This window comes from Sphaerisporangium corydalis, from assembly GCF_025506355.1.
GTDB lineage: Bacteria > Actinomycetota > Actinomycetes > Streptosporangiales > Streptosporangiaceae > Sphaerisporangium > Sphaerisporangium corydalis.
In genome coordinates, this window is the sequence record NZ_JANZYP010000063.1 from 1 (window position 1) to 22033 (window position 22033).

Here is a 22033-nt window from a genome sequence, read left to right on the forward strand (position 1 = left end):
GTTCGTACCCTCGGCCCCTGCCGTGCTCATAGGCGCCGACGCGGCGGGACGCAGTACGGCGAAGTCGGCGCCTTCTACGGCGCCGAGCCGAACTGAAAAGGTCCTCGCCTTCGGCTCGGGCAGTATTTCCAAGGCCTACCGGCCCTTCCGCCCCACCGACATTCCTGGGCGTACCCCGGCCCCACCGTCCCCCTGACCTCCGCCCCGGGATCTGACCTTCTGCCCATCCATCCACGCGTCGCCAGCCGCGCTTACCCTTCACCCTCGGACCTGAGGCCCCCCCTCCACCATCGGGGGCAGTTACTCGGCGCCGACACGGCAGGACGGGGAACGGCGAAGTCGGGCATTATGCGGTGGTTCACCGGTTCGCCACCGTAATTCGGCGCCGGATTCGCCACCGCACTCCCTCGCCGTATCGGCGCCGGGGGTGGGGTGCCCCGGAGGTCGGGGTGGGCGGGTGATCGGATGAGGGTCGTGGTGCACGGGTGTTCGGAAGGGGGCCACGATGCACGTGGACAGAGGCGCCCACAGCGTGGCGTAGGGCCGTCACCTTGTGCGGTGGCAGGCCATCGAGAGTCGTCGCGAGGGCGCCGAGGTGTCCAGTAGGTCCCTGCTGCGGGCGGCAGCATCTCCCGCTGCACGATGCCTCTGCGAACGAGGCGCCGAGGCGGCGGGACGTAGTACGGCGAAGTCGGCGCCCTGGGCGGTGGGTGGGTGGTTGGGGGGTGGGGTCAGGTGGTTATGGGGGGTGTGCCGGTTGTGGTGGTGGTCAGGGCTACGTAGACGGCGGGATCGGTCGTGTGGGCGCCGAGGCGGACGGTCTTGTTGGTGCCGTGGTAGTCGCTGGAGCCGGTGTAGCGGAGGCCGAGGTCGCGGGCCAGGGCGCGTACGTGCTCGCGGTCCTCCGGTGAGTGGTCCACGTGACCGGCCTCGACGCCCCACAAGCCTGCAGCGGCCATACCGGCGATCAGTGTGTCGGGCACGACGTGTCCCCGGCTGCCCGCCCTCGGGTGTGCCAGTACCGAGACCCCGCCCGCCTCGTTCACCAGACGGATCGCGGTCGTCACGTCGATGTCGGCCTTCGGCAGCCGGTACCGGCGTCCCAGCCATTCGGGGGCGAACGCCTCGTCCATCGAAGCGACCAGCCCGCGACCGACGAGCGCACGGGCGACGTGCGGGCGCCCGACCGTACCGCCCGCCGCGTACCCGCGCACCTCTTCGAGCGTGACGCCGACACCGTCCGCGTTCAGCATCGCGACGACGTTCTCGGCCCGCACGTCACGGGACAGGCGCACCCTGGCCAGCTCCGCCACCAGCGGCTCGTACTCAGGGTCGAACAGGTAGGCGAGCAGGTGGACCCCGATCGACGGCTCGCCTCCGTGCCACCGGCCCGACAGCTCGGCGCCGCGCACCAGGGTCAGCCCGGCGGGTAGCGAGTCCACGGCCGCCTGCCACCCGGCGGTCGTGTCGTGGTCGGTGATGGCCACCACGTCGAGCCCGGCGGCGGCGGCCTCCCGCATCAGCGCGCCGGGTGAGTCCGTCCCGTCGCTGGCGGTGGAGTGGGCGTGCAAGTCGATCCGCATGCCCCGAGCCTTTCAGGCATCGGCCGGCGGACGGTAAACGCGGGTCCTCCAGCAAACGACGACGGCCGGCCTCAGCCGGTGGCGACGCGAGGTGTTCGTCCGTTCGGGAGTGGTCAGGGGCGGTATCGTGCTGGGCGGTCCGGTTGTTCGCGGGCCATGGGCCGCCGGCCGGGGGGATCGGGACACTGACCATCGCGAGAGTCCTTCCCGCCGACAGTGCGCCCGCGCCCGAACTCAGGCCCCGGCGCCGGGCCCGTGCGCGGCTCGTGATGACGGTGCTGTTCCTGGTGTCCGGGGTGCTCGCCGTCGCGAGCGGTGCCGCGTTGTACGCGTTGAGCCTCGGCACCCCCGCCCCCGGCTCGTTCACCCGGGGCCAGGACGCGATGTGGCTCGGGCACGCGTGGGTCGACGGCCGGAACGGCGACCGCGAGCTGGCCACGCTCGCCGCCCGGCTCAGGGACGGCGGCGTGCGCGACGTCTACCTGCACACCGGCCCGCTCTCCTACGACGGCACCCTGCCGACGTCCCTGTACCCCCGCGCGGCCTGGGCGATCACCTCGCTGCGTCGCGCCGTACCCGGCCTGAAGGTGCACGCCTGGCTCGGCCAGCGGGTCGATCCCGGAAAGCTGGACCTGTCCTCGCCCGCCGTACGGGCCGCCGTCGCGCGCGCGGCCGTGCAGGTGATCGCCGCCGGCTTCGACGGCGTCCACTACAACTTCGAGCCGGTGCCCGACGGCGACCCCGGACTGCTCGACCTGCTCGACCGCACCCGCGCGGCCGTACCACCCGGCAGGGGTGTGCTGTCGATGTCGGTGCACCACATCGAGCCGCTACCCGGGATGAGCCGGGTCGGCGGCCTGGTGCTCGGGCACGCCAAGTGGTGGACGCCCGGCTACCTGACCGAGGTCGCCCGGCGCCTCGACCAGGTCGCGGTGATGAGCTACGACACCGCTCAGCCGACCGAGGCGCTCTACACCGGGTACGTACGGCGGCAGACCGAGCTGGCGCTGGCCGCCGTACCGCCGGGCACCCGGCTGGTCATGGGGCTGCCCGCCTACCACGACGACAACTTGACCCACCACGCGTCCGCCGAGACCGTGCGCGCCGCTTTGCTTGGCGTGCGGCTCGGCCTCGGCCGGAGCGGTCGGGCGAACTTCGGCGTCGCGCTGTACGTCGACTTCGCCGCCACCGAAGCCGACTGGGACGACTACCGCCAGGACTGGACCGCACCCTCCGGCGCACGGCGGGTAGAAACCCGATGAGGCGGGTCAGAGGCCGATGAGGTGGGTGGCGCCGAGGAAGAACGCGGCGCGTACGTGGTCGTCGCTCAGCAAGCCGCGAATAGTCGCGGCGGACTCCCCCGCCTTGCCGTACCCGACCTCGAAGAACGACCGGTTCGGCGGTGTCGTGGCATCGATGCCGCCGAGCAGGATCGAGGCCGCCGACGGCGAGCGCTGCACCTCGTCCCAGAGTTTGGCGTAGATGTCGACCGTGAGCAGGTCCACGAACCCCTCACGGATGATCTGGCCGTGCCGGATGCCCTCCGCCTTTGCGGTGAAGGCGGGGTGCGCGAGCCGGTGCAGCAGCTCGTGCACGAGGGTGCGGATCATCCGCCAGCGCCAGTCCGCCTTGCCGCCGTTCCACTGGTCCGTCGGGAAGACGGGCTGGATGGAGATGTTGCCGACGCCTCCCGTATGGGCGCCGGTGTGCTTGATGAGGATGAACACCTCCTTGGCGAGCACCTCGTCGGCCCGCAGCGCCTCCTTGATCAGCCCACCGAGCGCCTCCTGGTCGCCCGGGCGGCTGCCGTCGTAGTTCGCCTTGGTCAGCAGCTCGCCGTGCGCGCGGTCCCAGCCGACGCGCTGCGCCCGGTTGAGGAGGTAACCGAACTGCTTGTCGGGACCGGCGGGCAGCACCCACGTGCTCTGCAGCCGATCGGAGTACCGGAACCCGTCGAAGTACGGCCCGTCCTCCCACGCGTCGGCGTACGGCCGTACGCGCAACGCGACATAGTTCTGGACGAAGTCGGCTAATTTCCTGATCCGGTCGATCGGCTCGGGCTCCAGGTGGGTGCCCTTCACCGGGACCCAGAAGGCGGCCTGGCCGTCGATCACCTTCCGCAGCGTGGGGATGAGCTCGTCGCGCAGGACGGCCGCCTTCAACGGGCCGACCTTCGGCCTGCCGCTCTCGTCGATGTCCACGCCGGGCGGGTTGTAGACCAGGCCGAGCTTGGTCACCATTTCGAGCGGAAGCGGGAGGTTCGCCGCGACGACCACCGCCGACACCCAGCCGCAGACGCGCAGGACCTCCCGTTCGAACGCGTCTCCCTGCGCGCCCGGCATGGCGGTGTGCGTGCTCGCGCGGTCGACCAGCCGCGCCACGGAGTTCTGGTGGTCGTGGGCGACCGGCAGCGCGGCCTGGTTCTTCGCGTACAGGTAGAGCGCGTGCGCCAGCCAGGTGCGGTCGTCGTCCTTGAACGTGGAGACCTGGGACCAGACCTCCGCCGCCTGGTCCTTGGTCAGTAAGCGGTAGATCGCATCGAAATAGGCCGGCTGCTTGTCCGGGGTCACCTTTCGCAGTTCGGTGTAGTCGACGGTGGCCTCGACCGTCCCGAAGGCGACCTTGCGCGGCTCCGCCGGCGAGGGCAGGACGTCGTTGGTCAGCGACATGTAACGCTCCAATGGATCAAGGTGCCGAATCCCCCCACAGGATGTTCGGATTTCGAGCGGAGCGTACGACCGCCCTTGGGCCGCCATCAACAGCGTGTCCACCATCGGACATCCACCTGCTCATCCTGATATCTACCTGGATATCCCCCCAGCACCGTCCTGGCCGTCCTCCCCTCACGGCCAGGCCGTCCCGGTGGTCCCCCGTCACGCGGACGGAGGACCACCGGACCTGCTCAGACCCACGGCCACGACGCGGACCTGCCCGCCTCGAGCAGCGGGATCATCCGGAACGTCGAGTCGGAGAACCCGCCGAACTCGTGGCGGTCACCCCGGCCCGCCGGCATGGCACCGTGCCGGTAGCCCTGCAGGTTGTAGCCGTACATGGGCACGTGCGCGGGCGCGGCCTCGGTGACGTTCCCGCCGTACCCGTTCATGGTCTGCATGTCGGACAGGATCACCACGCGGTCGTGACCCCGGTACGCGGCCCGCACCGACGCGGCGATCTCGGTACCGTGGCCGACCTCGCCGATCCGGCCGCAGAACCGCTCGACCTCCTTGAGCACCGACGTGCCCCGCTTGACGTCGTGCCGGAACACACCGTCGGCGAAGCCGTGCAGGTCGACCGTGCCGCCGCGGACCGCCAGCGTCACGCCGAACAGCGCCGCGGCCTGCACCGGCGTCACCTTCGAGCGGGCCGAAATGGTCCCCGACGACATGGACGCCGAGGTGTCGACCATGATCAAGGTACGGCCGGTGAACGCCGGGACGTTGGCGGTGGCCAGCGTCAGCGCCCGCTCCAGCGCCTGACCCCACCGCAGCGACGGCGCCGCCAGGTACGCGGAGTAGAAGCGGAACGGAAGCTGGCGCGACCGCGCGACCTCGGCCGGATCGCCGAGCTTCGCCGCGACCCGGGCGGCCACCTGGTCGGAGACGCCCGCCTCGTCGAAGTTGCGCAGGTTGCGCAGGAGCGCCATGTAACCCATCGACGGGATCACGGCCGTCCACGCGCCCGCGTCCATCGGGCCCTGCAGCCAGCCGGCGAGCGCCTCCCACGTCATGCCCGCCGAGCCCAGCCGCTCGGAGTCGGCCAGCACGCCGCGCCGCTCCGCCACCGGAAGGGCGAGCAGCTCGGCACGGCGGCGGAGCATCCCCAGCGAGTCGGGCACGGGGTTGTCGCGCGCGTGCCGGCGGTCGAGGGCGTGCCGGAACAGCTCGCCCTGCCACGGCTTGCCCGGGTCGGGGACGGGGTGGACCAGGTCGACGACGTCGCCGAACCGGAAACCCCGTCCGTCGGTGTCGTACTTGACCAGGGACCGCTCGTTGTACAGCCGCCGGACGGCGTCGCCGATGCCCCGCTTGACCGGCTTGGGCACCGCGCGGCCGTAGGTGGAGATCCAGTACGCGAGCGCCTCGCCGGGCTCGTCCGCGCGCTGGAGCACGCTCGCCACAAGCTGCCGGTTCCCGCCGTCCAGGCCCGCGGCCAGGCGCGCCTTGACGGCCTCCAGCGCGGCGACGATCGGCGCCGACCGCATGTTGGCCTCGCCGCGCAGCCACGGCAGGAAGCCGGCCAGCCAGTCGGCGTCCTCGACCGCGATCTGGTGGACCAGGGAGCGGAACCGGTCGTCGCGGCCGCCCGCATTCTCGTAGAAGGTGTCCTCGCCGACCATGTTCGACACGGCCAGGAGGAAAAGCTCGCTCTTCGCGTCGCGCACGTATCCGGGGGCGCCCTCGTGGGTGCGGCCGGACGGGGTCGCCTCGGTGGTGACCGGGCTGAACGACGCGGCCCGCGTGTTCTTGCGATTGAACTTCGCCATAACGAAAAGCTCCTCTCAAGGTCGTGCCGACGGGCAGGCCGAGAGAGGAGCCGTCATTCAGGGGCGTCCGCTGAAATCGTGTCCCCTCCCGAGATCAAAGTGACGGCGGGCTGCCCACCAAGCTGGGCGATGGCCCCATGGGGGCCATTGGGATCGAACCAGAAGTATCCGCAGTCGGCGCACCGGGAAGGTGCTTGTCAAGTTGTGTCTTCCCCGAGATCGAAGCGGCGGCGGAACGTTGACGTGCTGCCCTTACACCACACCGGCACGGCACCGGTGCCGGGAATCGAACCCGGACCTCCGCTTTAGGAGAGCGAAGTACCCGCAGCCTGCGCACCGGGGAAGAAAGCATTCAGTTGTCGTTTCCGGCGGTCTCGACGCCGCGTTCCGTCGTTTCATCCATGGAACCCGATCAACGGTTCCGCGGATCTACGAGCGAAGCACCTGCGCCTTTCCCCCTGAATCTAGGCCCAACTCTACTGATCATCCGCATTTACCGCATCACCATTTATCCACCTATCCACTCTCATATCTCATGGATAGACCCGGTATGAATCGGACGAAAAGGAGAAATCGCCCTCCTTGGGGAGCGCGGCCCGCGGCGACGTCCGGCCTGATCTCCGGTTGCGGCGCCGAGGGACGGCGCGTCCCGATATCCTCGGCGACCGTTGCCACGTTCGACGCGGCCCCGGCATGGACGCCCCGGCCCGGAGGCGACCCCCGACGCCTATCGGCACTGGAGCCATGACCCATGAGCGAGTACCAGTACTACGAGTTCCTGGCCATCGACCATCCGCTGTCCGCCGCCCAGCAGGCAGAGGTACGGGCGCTGTCCGCCGGGGCGGAGGTCACCGCCACCACCTTTACCAACGAGTACGAGTGGGGTGATCTCGGCGGCGACCCGCAGCGGATGATGGAGCAGTACTACGACGCCCACCTGTACGTCACCAACTGGGGCACCCACCAGGTGATTCTGCGGCTGCCGGAGAAGGTCCTCGACCTGGACGCCGTGCGGCCGTACCTCATGGACGAGCAGGTCGAGGCGTGGGTCTCCGGCGACCACCTCGTCCTCGACCTGCGTAACGAGGACGAAGACGAAGATGAGGACGAGGACGAGGACGAACCGGACCCGGACGAGGACCGGCTCGCCACCCTCGCCGGCGTCCGGGCCGAACTCGCCTCCGGCGACCTCCGGCCGCTCTACCTCGCCTGGCTGGCCGCCGTAGGCACATGGGAGCGGGACGAGGAGGCGTTCGACGAGGAGTTCGGCGACGAACAGGAGCCCCAGGTTCCGGCGGGGCTCGGCTCGCTCACCGAATCCCAGCGGGCCCTGGCGGACTTCCTCCGCCTCGACCCCAGCCTCCTCGCGGTCGCCGCGGAGGCCGCCTCGGACACCGACGCCCGCCGGGAGGACCCGCGCGAACTCGACCGCTGGCTCGCCGCCCTGCCCGGCACCGAAAAGGACGAACTGCTCCGGCGCGTCGTCCGGGGCGAGGCCGCGCACCTGCGGCTGGAACTGCTGCACCGCATCCACGGCAGGCCGGCGTCCGACGACGACACCCCCCGCCGCACCGTGGCCGAACTACTGGACGCCGCGGCGATGCGACGCCAGTAACCACACCCCGACACCACCACATCCAGCGACACGGCCACGGTCAGGACGTGGCCGACGCTGGACCGCTGATCCGGCCTCGGTCAGGGTGATGCGGAGGCGTGCCGGCGATCCGGCCACGGTCGGGCGGTGCGGGGACGTGCCGGTGATTTGACCACGCTCGGGGCGGCGCGGGGACGTACCGGCGATCCAGCCACGATCGGGACGTTGCGGGGGCGGGCGCCCGTGCCCTATGTCCTGGATTCGTGGCGAAGATCCACCCCGAGTATCCTGTGTCCCCGGCGGAGGGAACAGGTGATGACCGAACACACAGTGCCTCCGGATGGCATCGACCCGGCCACTCCGAGCGTCGCGCGCATGTACGACTACTACCTCGGAGGCAAGGACAACTTCGCCGCCGACCGCGAGGCGGCGGAGGCGTTCATGGCGATCCTGCCGGGCGTGCGGGAGATGGCCAGGGCCAATCGCGCCTTCCTCGCACGTGGCGTCAACCTGCTGGCCCGCCAGGGCATCCGCCAGTTCCTCGACATCGGCTCGGGGCTGCCCACGCAGGAGAACGTGCACCAGGTCGCCCACCGCGTCGACCCCGAGGCGCGGGTGGTCTACGCGGACAACGACCCGATCGTCCTGGTGCACGGCCGTGCGCTGCTGGCCGACAACCCGTACACCACGGTCGTCCAGGCCGACATGCGCGAACCCGAGGCGCTGCTGGCCCACCCGGAGATCTCCGGCGCCCTGGACTTCAGCCGGCCCACCGCCGTGCTGATGCTCTCCATGCTGCACTTCATCTCCGACGACGCCCTGGTCGCGCGCATCGTGCGCCGGCTCCGCGAGCGGCTCGTCCCCGGCAGCCATCTGCTCATCACCCACGCCTTCGAGGGCGACGCGACCCCCGAGGCCCACGAGGCCGGCCAGCGGATCTACCGCTCGACCAGCTCCGGCTCCCTCACCTCACGTGGCACCGACCAACTCGCCGAACTCCTCGAAGGCACGACACTGCTGGAACCCGGCATCGTCCCGGTCCAGTCCTGGCGCCCCGAGTACGAAGGCGACCTCACCTTCGACCCCACCAAACCCGCCATCCTCGCCACCATCGCCCAGCTCTGACCCCTCCCCCCACCCGACGCCCCCATTACGCGTCCCACCCGACGCCCATCACGCGGCGCGGCCGGGGCCGTCCCGATGGCGCTACCGTCAGTCGACCGCCGCACCGGGTCCCCGCCACAGGCGGCCGCTGACTGGAACACGTCCGGGCCCCTGCCGATCGGAGTTCGGACCGTCGGCGGCAAGGGCCCAGATCGCTGGTAGGTGGCGGGGGGTCAGCCGACCCAGAGGGCGGCGAATCTGGTCGAACCGGAGCCGTAGCCGCTGACGGTGGCGAGCCGGTAGCCCTGGCGCACGAACTGGTCGAACGCCTGCTGGTACCCCGCCGAGCTGAGGCCGTGGCGGGCCGCCCAGCGCGGGCTCGCTCCCCGATCCCAGATCGCCGCGTACCGGTCCTGCCCGGCGACGGTGTAGCCGTCCACGTGGACGAGGCGGTGGCCGAGGCCGACGAGCCGGTCGAACTCCGCCTGGTACTGCGCCGAGGTCAGACCGTGCCGGGCCACCCACGCCGGACCCGCCGACTTCTCCCAGATCGCCGCATACCGATCCTGCGACCCGATCCCGTACCCACTGACATGAACCAGCCGATAGCCAAGACCGACCAGGCGATCGAACTCCGCCTGATACTGCGCCGAGGTCAGACCATGCCGGGCCACCCACGCCGGACCCGCCGACTTCTCCCAGATCGCCGCATACCGATCCTGCGACCCGGCCCCGTACCCACTGACATGAACCAACCGATAGCCAAGACCGACCAGGCGATCGAACTCCGCCTGATACTGCGCCGACGTCAGACCATGCCGGGCAACCCACGCCGGACCCGCCGACTTCTCCCAGATCGCCGCATACCAGTCCTGCCCGCCGACCGTGTAGCCGTCGACATGGACCAGCCGGTATCCGAGGCCGGTCAACCGGTCGAACTCCGCCTGGTACTGCGCCGACGTCAGGTTGTGGCGCGCCTGCCACGGGACCGCACGCGACGGCGCCAGGCCGGCGTGCTCGCCCACGACCGCCGCCGACGCCACACCGGCCGTCTCAAGACCGACGAACATGCCCAGGCCGATGCTCGCGCAGAGCAGTCCGCGGCGGCTGAGCAGCCTTGATGACTCCCGCATATGTCCCCTCCTCGTCCACCTTTCCATCGCGCCAAGTTATCGCACGGGCACGAAGGGTGACGACAGGATCCGGCAAGAGTCCGGAGAGTGACAGGCGGGCCCCGCCCGGCTCAGGCACCCGCGAACACCTGGTGCCCGAACCGGACCGGACCTCCTACGCGGAAGCGCGCGGTCAGGCCGCGTCGAGGGCGGCGAACTCCTCTGCGGACAGCGACAGGTCCGCCGCGCCGACGGAGTCGCGGATGGTCTCGGGGCGCGACGAGCCCGGGATGGGGATGACCACGGGCGACTTGGCGAGCATCCAGGCCAGGCACACCTGCTGCGGGCTCACCCCGTGCGCCTTGGCCACGTCCCCGAAGGCGCCGAAGCGCGAACCGAGCCGCCCGGCGTTCGAGCTGCCGCCGAACGGAGACCACGGCAGGAACGCGATGCCGAGTTCCGTGCACAGCTCCAGTTCGGGCTCGCTGGACCTGAACGCCGGCGAGAACTGGTTCTGCACGCTGACCAGCCGCCCGCCGAGGATGTCGGCGGCCTGCCTGATCTGCCCGGGGTCGGCGTTGGAGATGCCCGCCATGCGGATCTTCCCGGCGTCCAGCAGGTCGCGGATCGCCCCCACCGACTCGCCGTAGGGGACCTTCGGGTCGGGCCGGTGGAACTGGTAGAGCCCGATGGCCTCGACGCCGAGCCGCTTGAGCGAGGCGTCGCAGGCCTCCTTGAGGTGGGCCGGCGAACCGTCCAGGGTCCACCTGCCGTCCCCAGGGCGTACGTGGCCGCCCTTGGTCGCGATCAGCACCTCGGAGGTGTCGCCATCGTAGGTGGCCAGCGCCCGGGCGATGAGAGCCTCGTTGTGTCCGACCTCGTTCGCGTACAGATGGTAGGCGTCGGCGGTGTCGATCAGCGTGACGCCCGCCTCAAGCGCGGCGTGGATCGTCGCGATCGAGCGCCGCTCGTCCGGGCGATCCTCGATCGACATCGGCATCCCGCCGAGACCGATCGCGCTGACCTGGACATCGCCGATACGGCGGGTCTGCATGAGGATTCCTCTCGAAGATGGTTCGTACCATTACAGTCTTACCCCTGTTCGTCATACCGCCGCGCCGCACCCCTGACCGGCCGGACCGGGTCCTGGTACGGCCACCGGGGCCGCAAGGATGTCGGAGGCGTCTGCTACATAAGACCCATGGGTGTGACTATCGAGGAGTTCCTGGAGATGCTGGACCGGCTGCCCCAGGTGACGCAGGGCCACGGCGGCGACTGGATCGCGCTGAAGGTCGCCGGGAAGGGCTTCGGCTACCTGTGGGAGCGCACCGAGACCGCGGGTCTCAAGGCGACCATCGAAGAGCAGATCGCGATGGTCGCGGAGCGCCCGGAGGTGTTCGAGCCGCAGTTCACGGCGGGCCGGTTCGGCTGGGTCGTGGTCCACCTCACGAAGATCGACGCGGACGAGCTGTTCGAACTGGTCACCGAAGCCTGGTGCCTGACCGCCCCCAAACACCTCCTCGACTCCCACGACTCCGGCCGCCTCTCCTGACCCACCCGGCTCCCGGATCAGGCGTGGACCGGAGGATCGCCCCCCGTGCACGAAAAGCCCTGAAAACGGCTGAAATGTACAACCGTGTGGGTTGACCGGAGTCATCGGTTACGGTGCCGGGCGGCGCGGTCTCCTTCGGAAGGAAATGTGTGATCGGCGATCTGCAGTGTGTGGTGCTGGACTGTCCGGCGGTGCGGGAGCTGGCGGTGTTCTACCAGGGGCTGCTCGGCGGGACGGTCGACCGGCCCGATCGGCGGTGGTCGCTCGACGCCGGCTGGGCGACCCTGCACACGCCGGCCGGTCTGGTGCTCGCCTTCCAGCGTGTCGACGATCATCGGCCGCCGCACTGGCCCGACGTCGAGCACCCGCAGCAGTTCCATCTCGACATCGAGGTCGATGACCTCGACCGGGCCGAGGAGCAGGTCCTGGCCCTCGGCGCGACCCCGCTCGGCCGGGACGGCGGCTGGCGCGTCTACGCCGACCCCGCCGGGCACCCCTTCTGCCTGATCCCCCGATGACCCGGCGCGCCCTGATCCCGATGACCCGACACGCCGCCGGCCAGGCCTCCGTACCGGGCGCGAACGGGCCGTTCACCGGCCCTGAGCTGGTCCTGGACCGGAGGTGCGGGCCGCGGTCGCGTGGTGGGGGCGACGTCTGTGGCAGGGTGTGCTATTATAAATAGCGTTGCATTTGTGGTATCCGTAAACTTTGTGTGCACTTGACGGGAATGTAACGTCAAGTGCATTTTGTTTTACCGGTCATCTCCGGACGGGCTCATCACGGCGACACGGGATCGGCGCGGCGCCGATTCCGGCTAGGCCCTCTATCGAAGGAGATTGACATGGCGACTGGAACCGTGAAGTGGTTCAACGCGGAAAAGGGTTTCGGCTTCATCGAGCAGGACGGCGGCGGCGCTGACGTCTTCGCCCACTACTCGAACATCGCCGCCCAGGGCTACCGCGAGCTGCAGGAAGGCCAGAAGGTGTCCTTCGACGTCACCCAGGGCCAGAAGGGCCCGCAGGCCGAGAACATCGTTCCCGCCTGAAGCACGGCATCACGAAACCGGGGCCCGCACCTTCACGGTGCGGGCCCCGGCTCGCGTTACGGGGCCCCCGGCTCGCGTGACGGGCGCGGGCCGGGGTCCTCAGCCCACGCTCGTCGTCTCGTCGTCCGCAGGGACCAGGGCGCCGCTGAACTGCGCCGAGTACAGGCGGTGGTACGCGCCCCGGGCCGCGAGCAGCTCCTCGTGGGTGCCGTGCTCCACGATGCTCCCCGCCTCCATCACCAGGATGAGGTCCGCGTCGCGGATGGTGGACAGCCGGTGGGCGATCACGAAACTGGTGCGGTCGGTACGCAGCGCGGCCATCGCGTGCTGCACCAGCACCTCGGTCCGGGTGTCGACCGAGCTGGTGGCCTCGTCCAGGATGAGCAGGGACGGGTTGGCCAGGAAGGCGCGGGCGATCGTGAGCAGCTGCTTCTCGCCGGCGCTGACGTTGCCGCCCTCGTCGTCGATCACGGTGTCGTAGCCGTCGGGCAGGGTGCGGACGAACCGGTCGACGAACGTGGCCCGCGCGGCGGCCTGGATGTCCTCTTCGGTGGCCTGCGGGTTGCCGTAGGCGATGTTCTCGCGGATGGTCCCGCCGAACAGCCAGGTGTCCTGGAGCACCATTCCGATGTGCGAGCGCAGGTCGTCGCGGCGCATCGCGGTGATGTCGACGCCGTCAAGCGTGATGCGGCCGGCGTCCAGCTCGTAGAAGCGCATGATCAGGTTGACCAGGGTGGTCTTCCCGGCGCCGGTCGGGCCGACGATCGCGATCGTGTGGCCGGGCTCGGCCACCAGCGACAGGTCCTCGATGAGGGGCTGGTCGTCGTTGTAGCTGAAGGACACGTGCTCGAACTCGACCTGGCCGCGCCGGACCGTGGGCGGCACCGGGTCGGCGGCGTCGGGGTCCTGCTCCTCGGCGTCCAGCAGCTCGAAGACCCGCTCGGCCGACGCCACGCCGGACTGCAGGAGGTTGGCCATCGAGGCGACCTGGGTCAGGGGCTGGGTGAACTGCCGCGAGTACTGGATGAACGCCTGGACGTCGCCCAGGCTCATCGCGCCCGTGGCGATCCGCACACCTCCGACGACGGCGATGGCGACGTAGTTGAGGTTCCCGATGAACATCATCGTCGGCATGATGATCCCGGAGATGAACTGGGCACCGAAGCTCGCCTTGAACAGCTTCTCGTTCCGCTCCCGGAAGACCTCCTCGACCTCCGGGCCGCGCCCGAACACCTTCACCAGCTCGTGGCCGGTGAACGCCTCCTCGATGTGGGCGTTCAGGGTGCCGGTGTGGGCCCACTGCGCGACGAACTGCTTCTGCGAGCGCTTGGCGATCAGGCCGGTGACGATCGTCGACACCGGGATGGTCACCAGGGCGATCACCGCGAGCAGCGGCGAGATCACGAACATCATCGCCAGCACGCCGACCACGGTCAGCAGCGAGGCCAGGAGCTGGCTCAGCGTCTGCTGCAGGGTCTGGGACACGTTGTCGATGTCGTTGGTGACCCGGCTGAGCAGCTCGCCGCGCGGCTGGCCGTCGAAGAACTTCAGCGGCAGCCGGTTGAGCTTGTCCTCGACGTCGGACCTCAGCCGGTACACCGTGCGCTGCGTGATGTCGTTGAGCAGGTAGCCCTGCAGCCAGCTGAAGACCGACGCCGCGACGTAGAGCCCGAGGGCCCAGGTCAGGACCACGCCCAGCGCGCTGAAATCGATGCCCTGGCCGGGCACGAGGTCCATCTTGGCCAGCATCTCGGCCAGATTGTCGTTGCCCGACGCACGGGCGGCCTGGACCGCCTGCTCGGCGGTCGTCCCGGCCGGCAGCCGCCCGCCGACCACGCCGCTGAAGATCAGGTCCGTCGCCCGGCCGAGGATCTTCGGCCCGATGACGGCGAACATCACGCTGAGCACGGCGAGGCCGATGACGGCGAGGAGCTTGGGGCGGTCGGGATCCAGGCGGCGGATCAGCCGCCGGGTGGAGGGCCCGAAGCTCATCGACTTCTCGGCGGGCATCCCCATGCCGCCGAACGGTCCCCGTCCGAACGGTCCGCCCCCGGCGGGCGGGCGCGGCGGGGTCGCGGGCCGTGGCGGCGCGGGGGCCGCTGGTGCCGGTGGTGCCGTGGACCGGTCGCTCATGCTGCGCTCTCCGCGGTCATCTGGGACTCGACGATCTCGATGTAGGTCGGGCAGGATTCCAGCAGCTCTTCGTGGGTGCCGATGCCGACGATCAGCCCGTCGTCCAGGACGATGATCTGGTCGGCGCCGGCGATGGTGGAGACCCGCTGGCCGACGATGACGACGGCGGCCTCGGCGGTGTGCGGCCGGAGCGCGGCGCGCAGCCGGGCGTCGGTGGTCAGGTCCAGGGCCGAGAACGAGTCGTCGAACAGGTAGATCTCGGGCTTGCTGACCAGCGCGCGGGCGATCGCGAGCCGCTGCCGCTGGCCGCCGGACACGTTCGTGCCGCCCTGGGCGATGGGCGCCTGGAGGCCTTCGGGCATCGCCTCGACGAAGTCGCGGGCCTGGGCGACGTCCAGCGCCGCCCACAGCTCCTCGTCGGTGGCGTCCGGGTCGCCGTAGCGCAGGTTGCTCGCGACGGTGCCGCTGAACAGGTACGGCTTCTGCGGCACCAGGCCGATGCGCGACCAGAGGATCTGCGGGTCGAGGTCGCGCACGTCGACGCCGTCGACCGAGACGGTGCCCGCCGTGGCGTCGAACAGCCTCGGCACCAGGGACACCAGCGTGGTCTTGCCCGAACCCGTGCTGCCGACGATGGCGGTGGTCTGTCCCGCGACGGCGCGGAAGGAGATGCCGGACAGCACCGGAGCCGCGGCGCCGGGGTAGCGGAACTCGACGTCACGCATCTCCAGCTCGGCGTGGACGCGCACCTGCCGCACGGGGCTCTCGGGCGGGCGCACCGACGACTCGGTGTCCAGCACCTCGCCGATGCGCTCGGCGCACACGGCGGCGCGCGGGATCATGATCGAGATGAAGGTGGCCATCATCATCGACATGAGGATCTGCATCAGGTACATGAGGAAGGCGGTGAGGGCGCCGATCTGCATCTCGCCGCTGTCGACCCGGGCGGCGCCGAACCACAGCACGGCGACGCTGGAGACGTTGAGGATCAGCATCACGGTCGGGAAGATCAGCGCGGTGAGCCGTCCGACGCGCAGCGCGGTCCCGGTCAGCGCCTCGTTCGCCTCGGCGAACCTGCGGGTCTCCTCGGGCTCCCGGACGAAGGCCCGCACGACGCGGATGCCGGAGAGCTGCTCGCGCAGCACCCGGTTGACCTCGTCGATGCGGGTCTGCATCGCGCGGAACTGCGGGACCATGCGCGAGATGATCAGTCCGATCGAGATCAGCAGCGCCGGGACGCAGACCAGCATGAGCCAGGACAGGCCGATGTCCTGGCGCAGCGCCATGATGATGCCCCCGACGCCCATGATCGGCGCGGCGACCAGCATCGTGCAGGTCATCACCACGAGCATCTGGACCTGCTGCACGTCGTTGGTGCTGCGGGTGATCAGGCTCGGCGCCCCGAAATGGGCGACCTCCCGGGCGGAGAAGGCGCCCACCTGATGGAAGATCGCCGACCGCGTGTCCCGCCCGAACCCCGCCGCCACCTTGGCCCCGTAGTAGACCGCCGCGACCGAGCAGGCGATCTGGACGAGGGACACGACCAGCATCCAGCCGCCGGTGGACAGGATGTAACCGGTGTCACCACGGGCGACGCCCTGGTCGATGATGTCGGCGTTGAGGCTCGGCAGATACAGCGAGGCGATCGTACCGATGAGCTGGAACAGCACCACGGCGGCCAACGCCGCCGAGTAGGGCCGCAGGCGATCACGAAGCAGCCGGCTCAGCATGGGCTCGCCCCTGCGATGGCGGCACAGTGGAAGGTCGGATTCACGTTCATCACGCTATAAGAGATGACAGATCGCTTACGCCTGGTTTTCTGGGCACCCGCCGCCTCGAGCCCAGCAGACGATCACACCGCCAGCGACCTTCGGCGGGCCTGACGCAGGCCCCCGGAAGGATCACATCCGTACGGACGGAAAGCCGGCGAGCACGCGTCGGCACCCCATTCCAGGCCGGTCGCCGGGCATCCGCTCACCACACCGATCGAGTTATCGACCTTGACGGGACGTTAGGGCACGAGTAAGCATAGAAGTCCCTTTCAATGCCACAGGTGGACGGTCATCCACTGGCCGGAAGGTTCACCAGGCTCCCGTCCCCATGATGTGTGCAGGGTGATGAACAACGGTCCCGGTGACGACAACGCCCTTGAAGGTCATGCCAACAACGTGAGCGGGTCGGTTCTGGGCCCTGTCGTCCAGGCGCGCGACATTCACGGTGGAATTCACGTCCATCAGGGGTTCGGGCCCCTCCCCAAGCCCTCCCAGCTTCCCCCGGGCGGCATCCTGATCGACCGGATCGAGGCTCTTGCCCTCCTGGATTTCGTGCGTTCCGACGACCGCGGCGCGGGCGTGCCCAAAGTCGCCGTTGTCAGCGGTCCGGCCGGCATCGGCAAGACCGCTGTGGCACTGCACTGGGCACACCGCGAGCGCCACACCTTTCCCGACGGCCAGCTCTACGCGGACCTGCGTGGCCACGCGGCGGACCAGCCCGTCGAGCCTACGGAGATCCTTGGACGGTTCATCAGGGCGTTCGGCGTCGCTCCTGAGCGCATCCCAGTGGGCCTGGCGGAACGCGCCGGGCTCTACCAGTCCATCGTCAGCGAACGCCGCCTGGTCGTCGTCCTCGACGACGCTCTCTCAGCCGCCCAGGTCAGCCCTCTGCTTCCCGCCTCGGCGGGAAGCGTGGCCGTGGTCACCAGCCGCTGGCGGCTCGCGGGGCTGCTCATGCGCGGCGCCCGCGGCGTACAGCTCGAACGGCTCACCACCGAGGGCGCGCTGGAACTTCTGCGGCAGACCCTCGGCGGCGAGCGGGTGGAAAGGGAGCCGGACGCCGCCCTGGAGCTCGTCAAGCTGTGCTCACGTTTCCCGCTGGCGTTGTGCGTGGCCGCCGCCCGGCTCGCTAGCAGGCCGGTCTGGGACCTGACCGAGATGGTCGACGCCCTCGGTCAGGAGAGACAGCGCCTCAACGCGCTTTTCGTGGAGGAGGACATCGCGATTCGCGCCGCCCTGACGCTGTCCTACCGAGGGCTGACGCCTGAGGTGGCTCGCGCCTACCGGCTGCTCGGGCTTTTTCCCGGCGGGACGTTCGACGACCAGGCCGCCGCCGCGACGGTCGGGCAGCCCCGTACACAAGTCCGGCACCTGCTCGGGGTGCTGGTGGACGCCAACCTGCTGGACGACGTCCCCGGCGGGAACTACAGGTTCCACGACCTGACGTTGCTCCACGCGCGCGAAATGGCGGAGCGGAACGAGACCCCGGCGGTGCTCGACGCGACCGTGCGACAGGCCTTGGACTGGTTTCTGCACACCACGTTCACCGCGAGCCAGCTCATACTCCCCTACCGGCGCCTGCCCGCACCGCGACTGGCGCACCCGCCTGCCGAACCCATCGTCTTCGCCGACCGGACTCAGGCCCTGGACTGGCTGGAGCACGAGTTCGCCAACCTGCGCTCCGCCGTACGGACCGCCCTCGACCGAGACGCGTTCCGCACCGCCCTGGAGCTCGTCGACGCACTGTGGCCGCTGTTCCTCTACCGGGGTCACCACGCCGAGCAACTGGGAGTGGACCGGCTGGGGCTGGAGGCGGCACGAGCGTGCTCCGACGCTCGCGCCGAGGCCAAGATGCTGAATCGCACGGGACTGGCACTCCGCTCGCTCGGGCGGCTGGAGGAGGCCGCCGACGAGTTCGGCGAGGCGTTACGCATCTGGCACCGCCTGGGGAACCGGCAGCGTGTCGCGGGCACGCGACGGCGGCTGGGGCTGGTCGAAAAGGATCTCGGCCGCCTCGACGCCGCGATCACGCGATTCGAGCAGGCGCTCCAGGATTACCGAGCGGAGAACGAGTCCCGAAGGGCCGCGCTCACGTTGTGCGACCTCGGTGAGACCCTCATCGAGATGGGGCGCGACGACGAGGCCGACACCCGGCTGACGGAGGCACGCGACCTTCTGGCGGCGGAAGATGATCCGCGCAACCAGGGACGGGTGCTGATCCTGCTCGGCCGTGCGCGGATCAGGGACGGCATCGCCGCCGCTCAGTTACTCGCACAGGGCCTGCGCGTCATGAGGGACATCGGTTCCACCACGGGTGAGGCACTGGCGCTCCGTGCGCTGGGAGACCTGGCCCTGTCGGACGGCAGGAGAGACGACGCGCGCCGCTACCAGGAGGAGGCCCGGGAGATCGACGCACGGACGGGGCTCGCGGCGCGCGCGGACGAGTGAGCGGATCGGGCTCGATCGGCTCAGCCGGCTGCCCAGTAAGGCGTCACCGTGCCGGGCGAACCCCCGTCCCAGCGCCCAGAGGTGGAGAGCGGTGGATGCGACATCGCCAGATCCGCGAGTTCCACCCTGGTCAGTGACGCTGTCACCGGAAGCCGGTGCCCGATCTTCCAGCCCGCGTGGAGCACCGCGGCCCGCAATGCGCTCGCGGCGTCTCGAGTGTGTGCCCACACGTGAAGGAAGGTGGCGAACAGCGCGTCACCCGCCCCCGAGGTGTTGACCACCCCGCGAGGCGCCACCGCCTTCGCCCAGAGCAGGCGTCCGTCCCGTATGCCCAGCAGCGCCCCCCGCGACCCGAGGCCCACGCACGTCAACCGGCATCTCGGGTAACGGTCGAAGATTCTTTGAACCCAAAGTTCAGGACGGCAGGGAAGGATCTCGTGGCTACAGAAGATGATCTCGGCCGCCTGGAGCCACGGCCGGTTGTACTCGTCGTCGAGGTCGGCGATGAGGTGGACGTCCACTGCGATGGGCACGCCGAGCCGGGCCATCGGACCGACCAGGGGACGGACGAACTTCGCGTTCGTCAGAACGAGCAGGTCGGCGTCACGCGCCATCGAATCCATCACATCTGACGGGTAGGTGACCCCGTTCACCGGCTCGAGGTGGGGCAGGCCGAGGCGGCTTCCGTCCGGCGCGACCAGGGCGACCCCCATCGACGATCCCGGGCCCTCGATCACTCCCGGGCCGAGTAGCCCGCCTCGGTCCAGTTCCGCGCGTATCTCCACGCCCACGGGGTCGCGCCCGACCACCGTGCACAAACGCACGTCCTCTCCGAAGGTACGGAGGACGCGTGCGATGTGACCCGCCGCTCCGGACACCCCTCCGGCCGTCCAGCGAGGAGTGCACTTGGGGGTGTAGCGCAGTGGGAACTCCGGAACTCCCACGGACAGGTAGAAGCTGACGGCACCAGCGACCATCACCTTCCTGGTCAAGGACGGCTCTCGCACGGTCATCGGTGTCATGACATCCTCTTTCGCACGCTTCTGAGTGAGGGATGGGTCAGCGTGATCTCGGCCCGGCCCGCGACCTCCAGGGAGCCGGATCCGCCCGGGGCCGAGCCGACATAACGCCCGAGGACCACCGAGGCCGTGGTGAGGCATTCCAGCGGGACGCCGGCGACCAGCCACCCGTAGAGGAACGACCCATAGACCGCGGGCCCCGGGCCCGCGGCGGTCACGGACCCGCTCACTTCGGTGATCTTCGCGAATCGCCCGTCACGCAGTCCCGCGAGGCAGCCGTTCCGCCGCCTGCTGGTCGCCACCTCACAGCCGGGGTACCGGTCGAGGACGCGCGTTACCCGATGGGCCGGGAAAGGGTACGCGCGCCGCGTCGCCGCCACCACGACGTCGGCGACCCTGCACCACCCCTCGTCCAGGCCGTCGTCGAGATGGACGACGACATGGGCGCCCTCGGTGATGAGCGTGCCCGACGGTATCGCGCAGAAGCTCCTCACCCCCGTGAAGATCATCAGATGGGGTTCGCGGAGCGGTCCGCCGCGAGGAATCACCAGCATCGCCGGTGCGCTGAGCTCGCCCTCCGCCACTCGCGGTGCGGACCTGGCGCGACTCATGTGGAAGACGTCCTGGAGCCGGAACAGGTGAACGGCGACAAGGTTCTCGAGCACATCCGCCTCCGTGCTGGTGACCGCCGGGCTGGTCATGAAGCCGGCCTTTTCCGGCCCGAGCGCTTCCGCTTGGTCTCTTCCGCCGGACTCGCCCCGGCACCGGTCGCGCAGTCCGCGCAGCACGTGTGGACCGGGGCCGTGATGGGCGGGCCGGCCGGGGGAGCTTCGTGGACCGACCACCGGCTCAGGAGGAACGGCACCGCGCCTGGTGCGGCCGGTGTGATGGTCGCGGGCTGTTTCAGCCGCATCAACCGGTACATCAGGTGACGCATATTGCGGTCGAAGCGGCCCGGCGCGGAGGTGATCAGCTCGGCCACGCTCTTGTACCTGCCTTCCTGGGTCTCGTCCCGTGCCCTTGTGAGCTGTTCAAGTAGCGACTCGTGCGGGGACAGCCTGGGCGCGACAGCGGCGAGGGCACCGAATGGGGAGGCCGGATCGACCTCGGACTCGGGGACGCTCGCGAGCATCACCGGAGCCCCGGTGACGGTCCCGTACAACGTGGCGGATCCGTGATCACCGATGATCAGGTCGGCCGCGGCGAGCACCGACCGCCAGTCCGCCTCCGGAGGTACCAGGCTGAGGCCTTTCCGAAGGCAGTCGGCGAGCCAGGTCCTCACCTGCCAGACACCATGCCCGAACCAGACATTTGGGTGGAAAAGCGCCACTACCCGGAAGCGGCACCGGGGCAGTTCGGAGACCAATCTGGAGAACAGCTCAGACCGCCGCCCGAACAATGACAGAGGACCCCATGTCGAGCAGACCACCACGAGGGTCTGATCCGGTCCGACCGCCAGCGCCTCTCGGTAGGTGGCACGATGCGCCAGGCTCGCCGTCAGGCGGTCGTACGACGGGTCACCGACCACGGCGGCCGCGGGCACCGCCTCCGGGCACGTCCGGCCGAGCCGGCCGAGGTCGGACCGGTGGGCGAGCACGATCGCGGACGGGATGACCGCGCCGTCGTGGACCAGGCGTTGCGCGTCGAGCCCGTACGCGACGGATCCTCCGACAGCGCGAAGTCCTTCTCGCCCTCGCACCAGCTTGTTGAAGCCTGCCCCATGCTGCATGACGATCAGTGGGGCATGAAGCTGATGGATCGCTCCAAGGCTCGCGGCAAGAGCGAGATCGAATCGCTGTCGTGTGGCCTGGTGCCAGGGAAGCTGAACCACCCCCAAGCCGTCGATGAACTCGGCCACCCCGTTGCCGAAGACATCGGGGGCCATGGTGAAGACGACCTGGACCCGTAGATCCGACTCGACAAGTCTCATGGTGTCGAGCAGCCGCTGTCCCGAGGTGACCGTGTGAACCACGGCGAGAACCGCTTTGCAGTCCGGACGTGTCACCCACCTGTGCGCGTCGAGCCCGATCGGAACCTCACGCCATTCCTGACCAGACATTGTTCTGCCATCCCCCTAGCCCACCGTCGGCGGTTCGGGCGAACCCCCTCGCCCTCATCGGAAGTATCGGCCGGCGGTCTTGCGGAAATCCTTGCGGCAGACTTGCGTTTTACCTGCGGCCCTCACATC

Annotated in this window: 17 protein-coding genes and 1 tRNA gene; 7 read left to right on the top strand and 11 right to left on the bottom strand. The window is 69.7% G+C overall.

Going from position 1 to position 22033, the window contains the following annotated elements; all coding sequences use genetic code 11:
• Window positions 1-731 precede the first annotated feature (731 nt).
• Window positions 732-1583 carry a PHP domain-containing protein gene (locus tag NYZ98_RS32340; protein ID WP_262847397.1) on the bottom strand — a complete coding sequence of 284 codons (852 nt, stop codon included), beginning with the start codon at window positions 1581-1583 and terminating at the stop codon, window positions 732-734.
• Between the two features lie 269 nt (window positions 1584-1852).
• Between NYZ98_RS32340 and NYZ98_RS32345 the strand changes: the two genes are divergently transcribed.
• Window positions 1853-2845: a glycoside hydrolase family 18 protein gene (locus NYZ98_RS32345; RefSeq protein WP_262847398.1), complete on the top strand. Its 993-nt coding sequence runs from the start codon at window positions 1853-1855 to the stop codon at window positions 2843-2845.
• Window positions 2846-2851: 6 nt separating this feature from the next.
• Here NYZ98_RS32345 and NYZ98_RS32350 read toward each other — a convergent pair whose 3' ends face one another.
• From NYZ98_RS32350 to NYZ98_RS32360, 3 genes are all read right to left on the bottom strand, one after another.
• Window positions 2852-4252, bottom strand: a complete 1401-nt coding sequence (locus NYZ98_RS32350) for a hypothetical protein (RefSeq protein WP_262847399.1) — start codon at window positions 4250-4252, stop codon at window positions 2852-2854.
• A 233-nt stretch (window positions 4253-4485) separates the two neighbouring features.
• Window positions 4486-6066 carry a TROVE domain-containing protein gene (locus NYZ98_RS32355; protein WP_262847400.1) on the bottom strand — a complete coding sequence of 527 codons (1581 nt, stop codon included), beginning with the start codon at window positions 6064-6066 and terminating at the stop codon, window positions 4486-4488.
• A gap of 271 nt (window positions 6067-6337) precedes the next feature.
• Window positions 6338-6407, bottom strand: a tRNA-Arg gene (locus NYZ98_RS32360).
• Window positions 6408-6817: 410 nt separating this feature from the next.
• Here NYZ98_RS32360 and NYZ98_RS32365 point away from each other — a divergent pair.
• Together NYZ98_RS32365 and NYZ98_RS32370 are read left to right on the top strand one after the other, a co-directional pair.
• Window positions 6818-7681, top strand: coding sequence for a hypothetical protein (locus tag NYZ98_RS32365; protein WP_262847401.1), 864 nt, complete (start codon window positions 6818-6820; stop codon window positions 7679-7681).
• A gap of 294 nt (window positions 7682-7975) precedes the next feature.
• The gene (locus tag NYZ98_RS32370) at window positions 7976-8785 is read left to right on the top strand and encodes an SAM-dependent methyltransferase (RefSeq protein ID WP_262847402.1); all 810 of its coding nucleotides are present in this window, start codon (window positions 7976-7978) and stop codon (window positions 8783-8785) included.
• 212 nt (window positions 8786-8997) lie between these two features.
• Here the strand turns inward: NYZ98_RS32370 and NYZ98_RS32375 are convergent, their stop codons facing one another.
• Both NYZ98_RS32375 and NYZ98_RS32380 read right to left on the bottom strand, forming a co-directional pair.
• A complete protein-coding gene (locus NYZ98_RS32375) occupies window positions 8998-9897 on the bottom strand; it encodes a hypothetical protein (RefSeq protein ID WP_262847403.1) in 900 nt (299 codons plus the stop codon).
• Window positions 9898-10069: 172 nt separating this feature from the next.
• Window positions 10070-10930, bottom strand: a complete 861-nt coding sequence (locus NYZ98_RS32380; protein ID WP_262847404.1) for an aldo/keto reductase — start codon at window positions 10928-10930, stop codon at window positions 10070-10072.
• 147 nt (window positions 10931-11077) lie between these two features.
• On the opposite strand from NYZ98_RS32380, the gene NYZ98_RS32385 reads away from it, so the two are divergent.
• From NYZ98_RS32385 to NYZ98_RS32395, 3 genes are all read left to right on the top strand, one after another.
• Window positions 11078-11428: an MmcQ/YjbR family DNA-binding protein gene (locus NYZ98_RS32385; protein WP_262847405.1), complete on the top strand. Its 351-nt coding sequence runs from the start codon at window positions 11078-11080 to the stop codon at window positions 11426-11428.
• Window positions 11429-11577: 149 nt separating this feature from the next.
• Window positions 11578-11946, top strand: coding sequence for a VOC family protein (locus NYZ98_RS32390; RefSeq protein WP_262847406.1), 369 nt, complete (start codon window positions 11578-11580; stop codon window positions 11944-11946).
• 323 nt (window positions 11947-12269) lie between these two features.
• A complete protein-coding gene (locus NYZ98_RS32395; protein ID WP_049562746.1) occupies window positions 12270-12473 on the top strand; it encodes a cold-shock protein in 204 nt (67 codons plus the stop codon).
• Window positions 12474-12572: 99 nt separating this feature from the next.
• On the opposite strand, the gene NYZ98_RS32400 is transcribed toward NYZ98_RS32395, so the two are convergent.
• Together NYZ98_RS32400 and NYZ98_RS32405 are read right to left on the bottom strand one after the other, a co-directional pair.
• Window positions 12573-14489, bottom strand: coding sequence for an ABC transporter ATP-binding protein (locus NYZ98_RS32400; protein ID WP_262847407.1), 1917 nt, complete (start codon window positions 14487-14489; stop codon window positions 12573-12575).
• Between the two features lie 113 nt (window positions 14490-14602).
• The gene (locus tag NYZ98_RS32405; RefSeq protein WP_262847408.1) at window positions 14603-16336 is read right to left on the bottom strand and encodes an ABC transporter ATP-binding protein; all 1734 of its coding nucleotides are present in this window, start codon (window positions 16334-16336) and stop codon (window positions 14603-14605) included.
• Window positions 16337-16723: 387 nt separating this feature from the next.
• Between NYZ98_RS32405 and NYZ98_RS32410 the strand changes: the two genes are divergently transcribed.
• The gene (locus tag NYZ98_RS32410) at window positions 16724-18826 is read left to right on the top strand and encodes an ATP-binding protein (RefSeq protein ID WP_262847409.1); all 2103 of its coding nucleotides are present in this window, start codon (window positions 16724-16726) and stop codon (window positions 18824-18826) included.
• 20 nt (window positions 18827-18846) lie between these two features.
• Here NYZ98_RS32410 and NYZ98_RS32415 read toward each other — a convergent pair whose 3' ends face one another.
• The 3 genes from NYZ98_RS32415 to NYZ98_RS32425 form a co-directional block, all read right to left on the bottom strand.
• Complete coding sequence (locus NYZ98_RS32415; RefSeq protein ID WP_262847410.1) at window positions 18847-19539, bottom strand: carbohydrate kinase family protein; 693 nt, start codon at window positions 19537-19539, stop codon at window positions 18847-18849.
• A 305-nt stretch (window positions 19540-19844) separates the two neighbouring features.
• Entirely contained in the window at window positions 19845-20510 is a 666-nt protein-coding gene (locus tag NYZ98_RS32420) for a hypothetical protein (protein ID WP_262847411.1), read from the bottom strand.
• A 32-nt stretch (window positions 20511-20542) separates the two neighbouring features.
• A complete protein-coding gene (locus NYZ98_RS32425; RefSeq protein ID WP_262847412.1) occupies window positions 20543-21904 on the bottom strand; it encodes a hypothetical protein in 1362 nt (453 codons plus the stop codon).
• Window positions 21905-22033 lie beyond the last annotated feature (129 nt).

Excerpts from the sequence above, each read along its gene's own strand:
- NYZ98_RS32355 (WP_262847400.1), bottom strand. The coding sequence starts at position 6,066 with ATGGCGAAGTTCAATCGCAAGAACACGCGGGCCGCGTCGTTCAGCCCG.
- NYZ98_RS32340 (WP_262847397.1), bottom strand. The coding sequence starts at position 1,583 with ATGCGGATCGACTTGCACGCCCACTCCACCGCCAGCGACGGGACGGAC.
- NYZ98_RS32425 (WP_262847412.1), bottom strand. The coding sequence starts at position 21,904 with ATGTCTGGTCAGGAATGGCGTGAGGTTCCGATCGGGCTCGACGCGCAC.
- NYZ98_RS32410 (WP_262847409.1), top strand. The coding sequence starts at position 16,724 with ATGAACAACGGTCCCGGTGACGACAACGCCCTTGAAGGTCATGCCAAC.
- NYZ98_RS32395 (WP_049562746.1), top strand. The coding sequence starts at position 12,270 with ATGGCGACTGGAACCGTGAAGTGGTTCAACGCGGAAAAGGGTTTCGGC.
- NYZ98_RS32415 (WP_262847410.1), bottom strand. The coding sequence starts at position 19,539 with ATGGGGGTCGCCCTGGTCGCGCCGGACGGAAGCCGCCTCGGCCTGCCC.
- NYZ98_RS32365 (WP_262847401.1), top strand. The coding sequence starts at position 6,818 with ATGAGCGAGTACCAGTACTACGAGTTCCTGGCCATCGACCATCCGCTG.
- NYZ98_RS32375 (WP_262847403.1), bottom strand. The coding sequence starts at position 9,897 with ATGCGGGAGTCATCAAGGCTGCTCAGCCGCCGCGGACTGCTCTGCGCG.
- NYZ98_RS32400 (WP_262847407.1), bottom strand. The coding sequence starts at position 14,489 with ATGGGGATGCCCGCCGAGAAGTCGATGAGCTTCGGGCCCTCCACCCGG.
- NYZ98_RS32385 (WP_262847405.1), top strand. The coding sequence starts at position 11,078 with ATGGGTGTGACTATCGAGGAGTTCCTGGAGATGCTGGACCGGCTGCCC.
- NYZ98_RS32345 (WP_262847398.1), top strand. The coding sequence starts at position 1,853 with ATGACGGTGCTGTTCCTGGTGTCCGGGGTGCTCGCCGTCGCGAGCGGT.
- NYZ98_RS32405 (WP_262847408.1), bottom strand. The coding sequence starts at position 16,336 with ATGCTGAGCCGGCTGCTTCGTGATCGCCTGCGGCCCTACTCGGCGGCG.
- NYZ98_RS32370 (WP_262847402.1), top strand. The coding sequence starts at position 7,976 with ATGACCGAACACACAGTGCCTCCGGATGGCATCGACCCGGCCACTCCG.
- NYZ98_RS32380 (WP_262847404.1), bottom strand. The coding sequence starts at position 10,930 with ATGCAGACCCGCCGTATCGGCGATGTCCAGGTCAGCGCGATCGGTCTC.
- NYZ98_RS32350 (WP_262847399.1), bottom strand. The coding sequence starts at position 4,252 with ATGTCGCTGACCAACGACGTCCTGCCCTCGCCGGCGGAGCCGCGCAAG.